Annotated in this window: 5 protein-coding genes; 2 read left to right on the plus strand and 3 right to left on the minus strand. The window is 63.9% G+C overall.

Annotated features, from left to right (window positions below; all coding sequences use genetic code 11):
• The first annotated feature begins 55 nt into the window (after positions 1 to 55).
• A complete protein-coding gene (locus LHP98_RS18530) occupies positions 56 to 1,471 on the plus strand; it encodes a PIG-L deacetylase family protein (protein ID WP_227254044.1) in 1,416 nt (471 codons plus the stop codon).
• A gap of 60 nt (positions 1,472 to 1,531) precedes the next feature.
• Complete coding sequence (locus tag LHP98_RS18535) at positions 1,532 to 1,933, plus strand: hypothetical protein (RefSeq protein WP_227254045.1); 402 nt, start codon at positions 1,532 to 1,534, stop codon at positions 1,931 to 1,933.
• A gap of 10 nt (positions 1,934 to 1,943) precedes the next feature.
• Here LHP98_RS18535 and LHP98_RS18540 read toward each other — a convergent pair whose 3' ends face one another.
• The 3 genes from LHP98_RS18540 to LHP98_RS18550 all read right to left on the minus strand — a co-directional run bounded on the left by LHP98_RS18540 (position 1,944) and on the right by LHP98_RS18550 (position 5,917).
• Complete coding sequence (locus tag LHP98_RS18540) at positions 1,944 to 2,348, minus strand: hypothetical protein (protein WP_227254046.1); 405 nt, start codon at positions 2,346 to 2,348, stop codon at positions 1,944 to 1,946.
• Entirely contained in the window at positions 2,345 to 3,934 is a 1,590-nt protein-coding gene (locus LHP98_RS18545) for an FAD-dependent oxidoreductase (RefSeq protein ID WP_227254047.1), read from the minus strand. The genes LHP98_RS18540 and LHP98_RS18545 overlap by 4 nt, the downstream gene beginning before the upstream one ends.
• A gap of 300 nt (positions 3,935 to 4,234) precedes the next feature.
• Positions 4,235 to 5,917, minus strand: a complete 1,683-nt coding sequence (locus tag LHP98_RS18550) for a LamG-like jellyroll fold domain-containing protein (RefSeq protein ID WP_227254048.1) — start codon at positions 5,915 to 5,917, stop codon at positions 4,235 to 4,237.
• Positions 5,918 to 6,500 lie beyond the last annotated feature (583 nt).

The following is a 6,500-nucleotide window of genomic DNA, read 5'->3' on the forward strand; positions in this document are numbered from 1 at the left end:
AGGCAGCGGCCTGCGCGCTTGTCATGATGGAAGCCAGATTTGTGCGGGGATGAGATTGAAGAAAGCTGTTGCCGTCCTGGTCCTGTTTGTCGCGGTTCTCGGGGTTGCGGCAGCCCTGATCGGCGCGCATATCCTGGACAAGCGCCGATCCATCTATGCCTACGACGTGACGGCCGACCACGCCTACGATTTCACTCGGTCGGCGGCCGAGACGACGATTCTGGACAGTGAGGCCGGCCTTGTCCTGTTGCCACAGGCGCAGGGACCGGTAGGGGCGGCCTTCCTTGAACTTGAGGTCAGCGCCACGGTCCTGGGGCGCTATCTGCAACCCGAACTGCGTGTGTCGGCCGGCGATGCCGTGGTGACCGAAGCCATCGAACACGGGGCGCAAGGCAAGCGCTACGTGAACATCAGCTCGCTTTTGCCCGGCGCCTATGGCCAGCAGATCCGGATCGAAGGCCGGAACCTGACAGTGACCTCGGAAAAGGTCGCGCTGATCCGGTTTCCCGCGCTCGACCTTGGTGACAAGACGGTTCTGGTGCTTGCGTCGCACCCCGACGATGCCGAGATTGCGGCCTTTGCGCTGTATAGCGATGTCCCCGGGGCATATATCGTGACCATCACCGCCGGTGATGCCGGAGGCCATACCTACAAGGACATCTACCCGGACCGACAAGAGCATTTCATCAAGAAGGGGCAGTTGCGGACCTGGGACAGCATCACCGTGCCGCTCATGGGTGGCGTTCCGCCCGAACGGGCCGTGAACCTTGGCTTCTTCGACGGCACCCTGCCCAAGATGTTTCAGGACAAGGCGACGCCGGTCGAAGCCGCCTATATCAAGACCGCCGACATCGGCACCTTTCGGCGGCTGAACCTGCCGGGGCTGGCCAACGGGCTGACCGGCACCTCAAGCTGGGACTCGCTGGTCGCAAATCTGTCGTACATCCTGGCGGAAGTCCGGCCCGACATCATCGTCACACCCTATCCGCTGCTCGACAGCCACCCCGACCATCAGCTGACGACGGTCGCCCTGCTCGAGGCGATCCACGCTTCGGGGCTGCGGGACGGGGCCCTGTTCCTGTACACCAACCATCTGACGGACAGCGAGTTCTACCCCTATGGCGAGATCGGCGGACCGATGACCCTGCCGGCGAATTCCGACCCCACGCTGTATTTCGATTCGATCCTGTCCCATCCGCTGTCGAAGGCCAAGCAGAACGACAAGCTGCTGGCGCTTGAGGCGATGCATGACCTGCGCCCCGCCACCGAGGTGCGGTTCTTCAAGGGCGCTCTGAAGCTCGCTCTGCATAACCTGCAGCGGGACATCTATGGTCAGGACGTCTCCTATTACCGCCGGGCCGTCCGCAGCAACGAGTTGTTCTTCATTGTGGACGTGGCAAAGACCTACGACCAGACCGTGCTGGAAGGATTGCTCCGGACCGGAAAGGCCGCCACGCCGTCACGCTACTAGCACCGGACAGCCAGGCCGCATGACCTTGCGGCCGGCAGCAGGGCCGAGGGAAGGACCACCATGCGACGGCTGTTCCCGATCATCCGGTTTGTGTCGCTGACGGGCGGCGCGCTGCTCGTCAATGCTCTGGGCTTCGTCGTGCAGGCGCTTGGCCTGAAGCAGATCGCCCGTCTGTATCCCGACAGCGCCTTGCAGGCGGCGGCGCCCGTGCTGATGCTTGGTTTCTGGTGTGCCCTGGGCTTCGGCCTGCGCTGGGCTCTTGGCCGGTTGACCCCTTGGCCGGGGGTCTGCTTCGTGATCCCGCCGGTCATATTCACGCTGATCCTGCTTGGCCTGCACGTGATCAGCCCGCCGAACGAGTTCGTGACTGTCTTCCTGCGCCTGTGGTTCATTCCGGTGGGCTACGCCCTTGGCGGCTTGCTTGCCCACCGGTCGGTCGGCCAGGCCAGGCCAGCCCGATAGCCGCGGACGCTCAGGCCAGACTGGCAATCGCACACAACCGCGCCTCGGTCCGCGACAGCATCCAGCCCCGCACGAAGACGACATCCGCACGGTCCAGGTCCTCGGCGATCCGGCGCGCCAGCCAGGCCGCGATGCCTGCGCTTGGGTCTGCCGCGTCTGCGCCGGACCACTGCGGCGGCAACGGGCCGAACACGTTGGCAAGCAGATGCGGCCGGTCGGCTTCCGCAGGAAATTGCGCAAGATATGCCCGCCCGGCCGCGATCGCATCCTGCGGGGCCGAGAACAGGGCAAGCACCTGGATGGACAGGGATTCGTCGCCCGGGGCCCGGGCCAAGGCCGGGGCCAGCGGCCGGACTGCCAGCAGCGCAGCCGCTCCGGCCACCAGGCATCGCCGCAGTCGGTCAACCGTCGTCATTGCAACTTCTCGGTCAGGTGCTGCGCCAGGCGAAGCGCCAGCGCAACAAGGTTGAGCGTCGGCCAGGAATACCCTCCGGTCGGAAAGACCGAGCTGCCGGCGATGTAAAGGTTTTCCAGCCCATGCACACGGCAGTTCCGATCCACGACCCCCTCTTGGGCATCATCATGCATGCGCGTCGTGCCCATGTGATGGTGATGGCCATAGGTTTCCTCGGGCCAGCCATCCGCCGTGTCCGGGTCTTCCATCCACAACCGCCCCAGGCCGCCGGCCGCCATGTCGGCCCCGAAGATCTCCATCCCCCTCTGCCAGCTCCGCCGGTCCAGTTCGGTCAGCCGCCAATCCAGCCTGACGCGGTTAAGACCCAGCGCGTCGCGGTCCCGTGACAGGGTCACTCGGCTTTCCGGGTTCGGGGCTTGCTCCATCGAGATTCCCGCCATCAGCGCCACGTCTGGCAGGCTGGTGGACTCCTCTGCGCCGGAGAGCTTTTCATAGGCCCTGGCGCCAATGCGGTCGAGGTCGCTCACCACATTGCTGACATGCCCGAGAAAGCCGTCCGGCAAGGTGCCTTGCTTGATGTCCTGAAGCAGACGATGCGCCGACCGCACACCCTTCGGCTGCGGAAAATGCACCTTGTCGCGTGGCTCCAGGAAGAACGAGAGGTTCAGGATCTGCTCTTGTCGCTGCGTCGCCGCGGACAGCGCCAGGTAGCCGGCAACGTCAAAGGCCCCGGCACTGCGGATTTCGAAGAACGGCTGCAGCGCGACCTTGCCGCTTGGCACCAGCCAGCCGGGCCAGACCGAGAGATGCTCCATGAAATGGCGCCCGACCAGATCATGACGGTTTCCCACGCCCGCCGGTTCCTGCCGGTTCGACAACAGCAGGATGCGCGCATTCTCGATTGCACCGCAGGCCAGGACATAGGTGCGCGCCGTGACGGTGAAGGTGTTTCCCGCCAGGGTCCGGACGGCAACCCGGTTCAGGGATTTCCCGGCATCGTCCTGCAGCAGTTCGCTGACTGTGGCATGCAGCAGGACATGCACCGTCGCGGACTGGTCCAGCGAGTCGCGATAGACCTCGCCAAAGCGGGTGGGCGGGCTGAACTGGGCGCTGCGGCTGACCAGCCGCTGCAGATGAGGCTGCAACTGCGGTCGTCCCTGGCGCGCGGCCCATCCGTCGCCGTCATAGTCGACCGGGCCAAGCTGGCAAAGCGCGTGCGCCCGTTCGAAATGCGGCTCCAGATCGGGCAATCCGATCGGCCATCCGCTGTGCGAGACCCAGGGCCGCGGCTCGAAATCAATCGGGTTCAGGCGGGTGCACATGCCACCCCAGTGATTCGTGGTTCCGCCAAGGAACCGCAACCGGGTCGCATCCAAGGCGTAGTAGTCGCGCCCGACACTTTCGCCGTCATACAGCGCCTGGGTTTCCGCTTCGAACTCAAGCCCACCGCTTTCCAGCAGCAGGACACGCTGCCTGGTGCGGCCCATCTCAAGCGCAAGGCTGATCCCGGCCGCTCCGCCGCCGATGATGCAAAGGTCCGCGTCCAGCGTCTCGCCGTCGGGAAGGCTGCGGGCATCGCTGATCATCCTGAGCATTCGCCTTTCGGTTCTGCTGCTGCTCGGCCAGGAAGACCGCAGATGCCCGGCCCGAAGGCCCGACCGCGGAAACCGGACCGGCTCTGGCGCATCGGCGACCACAAGGCGCGGGCCAGCCGAAGCGGGTTTCTCTTAGCAGAGGATTCCGCAAATTGCCAGTTGCCAGCGCGGGCCGGCAGCAGCGCGGACGGATTGGGTGTCGATCTTCGCTGCGACTGCGGACGCATCCTTCGCAACCACAATGGGCGGCGCCGCTGCCGGTGCCGCCCACTGCCAGGTCGTCTTGCCGGCTCAGGCGAAAAAGTCGTAGTCCGCCGGAGTCATCGCTTCGTCATAGATGTGCACGTCCGAGATCGTGCCGTCGAACACCTGCGTGGTGTTCCAGGCGAACCCGCCCAGCATCAGCTTCTGGCTGTTCGCCGTCCAGTCCATGGTAAAGTCCCTGGTGCCGACCAGCTTGTCGTTGACATAGAGCGAGACGTTGTCTTCGTCGAACGTGGCCATGACGTCGTATTCGGTGTTGGCCTTGATGCCGCCCAGAGTCAGCGAGGTGCTGCTGTCCTCGTCCTGGAAGCGAACGACGAGTTGGCCTTTGTCGATCCAGACCGCGAAGTGGTTGCCGCCGCCCGTATAGTCGATGGCATCCTTCGACATGATCGCCCGCGTGCCCGCCACGGTATCGGCATCGAAGCTGAACGCGATGGTGCCTTCGGTAAGCGCGAACTTCGAGGAATTCGCCACCGTGACGACGCTTGCCTGATTGCCGTTGAACTCGGTATCGCCGGTCCGCGCATAGACCGCCGTCGGAGCATCGGCATCGCCGGAGGACACAGGATCGGGGGTGGTCTCCGCTACCGGGGTCGGCGTCGGGGTTGTGGTCGTGGTCGTGGTCGTGGTCGTGGTCCCGCTCAGCATGGTCGACACCGTCGTGTAGGCACCCTTGGTCGCGGCAAGGCTGCCGGCCACGGGCTTCAGGTCCGCCAGGGAAATCGAGCCCTTGTCCCTGAAATAGCCCTGGAACAGGTCTTCGTAGTGGTAGGGCGCATCGGGGTTGGTGTGCTGCAGCACGACGTTGGTGCCGTTCACCCCGCCGGTCTTGCCGGCGGTGACGTTGTTGCTGACCGAGGCGCCCGGGGCGATGATCGCGGTGGCGCGGGCATCGCTCAGCGCATTCAGGACCGTGTTGTAGCTGATCTTCACGCCGGTGCTGCCTTCGGACACGTAGATGCCGTTCAGCATGCCGATGTTGACGACGTTCTTCTCGATGGTGATGTTCGAGTGGCCGCCGTCGCCCGCGACAAAGATGCCCTGCACCCCGAAGTTGTTTTCCGGCAGGAACACGTTGCCCCGGATCACCACATTCGAGGAGGCCCCGCCCTGGAACTGCATGAAGTCTTCATGCGCGTCCGAGGTCGAGTAGATGTAGCGCGGACCGACGTTGTTCTCGATCAGGGCCGTGTTCACGCCCGAGAACTTGAAGGCGTCCGAGCCGATGTAGTCGACCGTATTGCCGGACACCGTAAGGTTCTTGGTGCCGAAGAAGGTCAACCCGTTCAGCACGTCGTGGACGTCGTTGTTCTGCACCACGATGCCCGAACTGGTGCCCGTGACATAGATGCCGTGGGTCGGACCGGTGATCGGATAGACCTTGTCGACCTTGCCACTGACGTCGGAGTTCACGAAGTCGATGTTGGTGCTGTTGGTGATCGAGACCACCGAGGTGCCCGAGTTGCTTGCGGAGTTCACCGTCACGCCGTCGATGCGCAGGTTCGAAGAGCCCGAGATGGCGAGGGTGGTGAATTTTGCACCCTGGTTGCCGTCGGCCGACGTGATGGTGACGTCGGATGCGTATTTGAGGTTCGTGAGGGCAACGGAACCGTAGTTACCGCTCGCCAGCTTGATCGTGTCGCCACCCTTGGCAGTGGACAGCGCGGTCTTTAGTGCAGCCGCGGTAGATACTGAGAATACCGTCATAAGGTCGTCTGCCTCTCTGGTTTGCCGACCACTGGCGCAAACGTCTCCACACCCCGCGCGAGTGGCACGCGGATCGAGACTCCCCTGTCGCGTCAATGGTCACCGGTTACGATGTCGGACCGAGCTACAGACAGGATCGGTCGTGCGCAGTTCTGCCAAGCAGGCGGACTCCCCAGAGTCCTCTGTCATGTGCAGCACACGCCCTTCCGAAGAACTTTGCCCGTATTCGGCCCAGCAAGGACTGTTACCCCTGAGGGTTGAGATATTCCTACCATTGGGCCGAAATGAGACAACCCGAGTATTTCTTCTGGGCGAGAATGTGCCTTCGCCGCGCGCGGCTTCGGCGGGGGATTGCCCATCGGCCGCCGGGTCTTGCGGCCGTCGCATCGAAAACGTCGTTTCGAATCAAAGCTTTCACCAACTGCAACGATCAAATCGTCCAGACCGGGTCCTGCCACAGTTCAAGAACAATCGAGGAGTTTAACGATATCGGTCGACGGCATGATCGGGGCGGGTGTTTCCGGAAACGAAACGGACAGAGGGGCAGGACTCACGCCGGCCGGGGCCCTGGCGGCGGTCCTGT

This window comes from Rhodobacter sp. Har01 (assembly GCF_020564565.1).
Classification (GTDB): domain Bacteria; phylum Pseudomonadota; class Alphaproteobacteria; order Rhodobacterales; family Rhodobacteraceae; genus Pseudogemmobacter.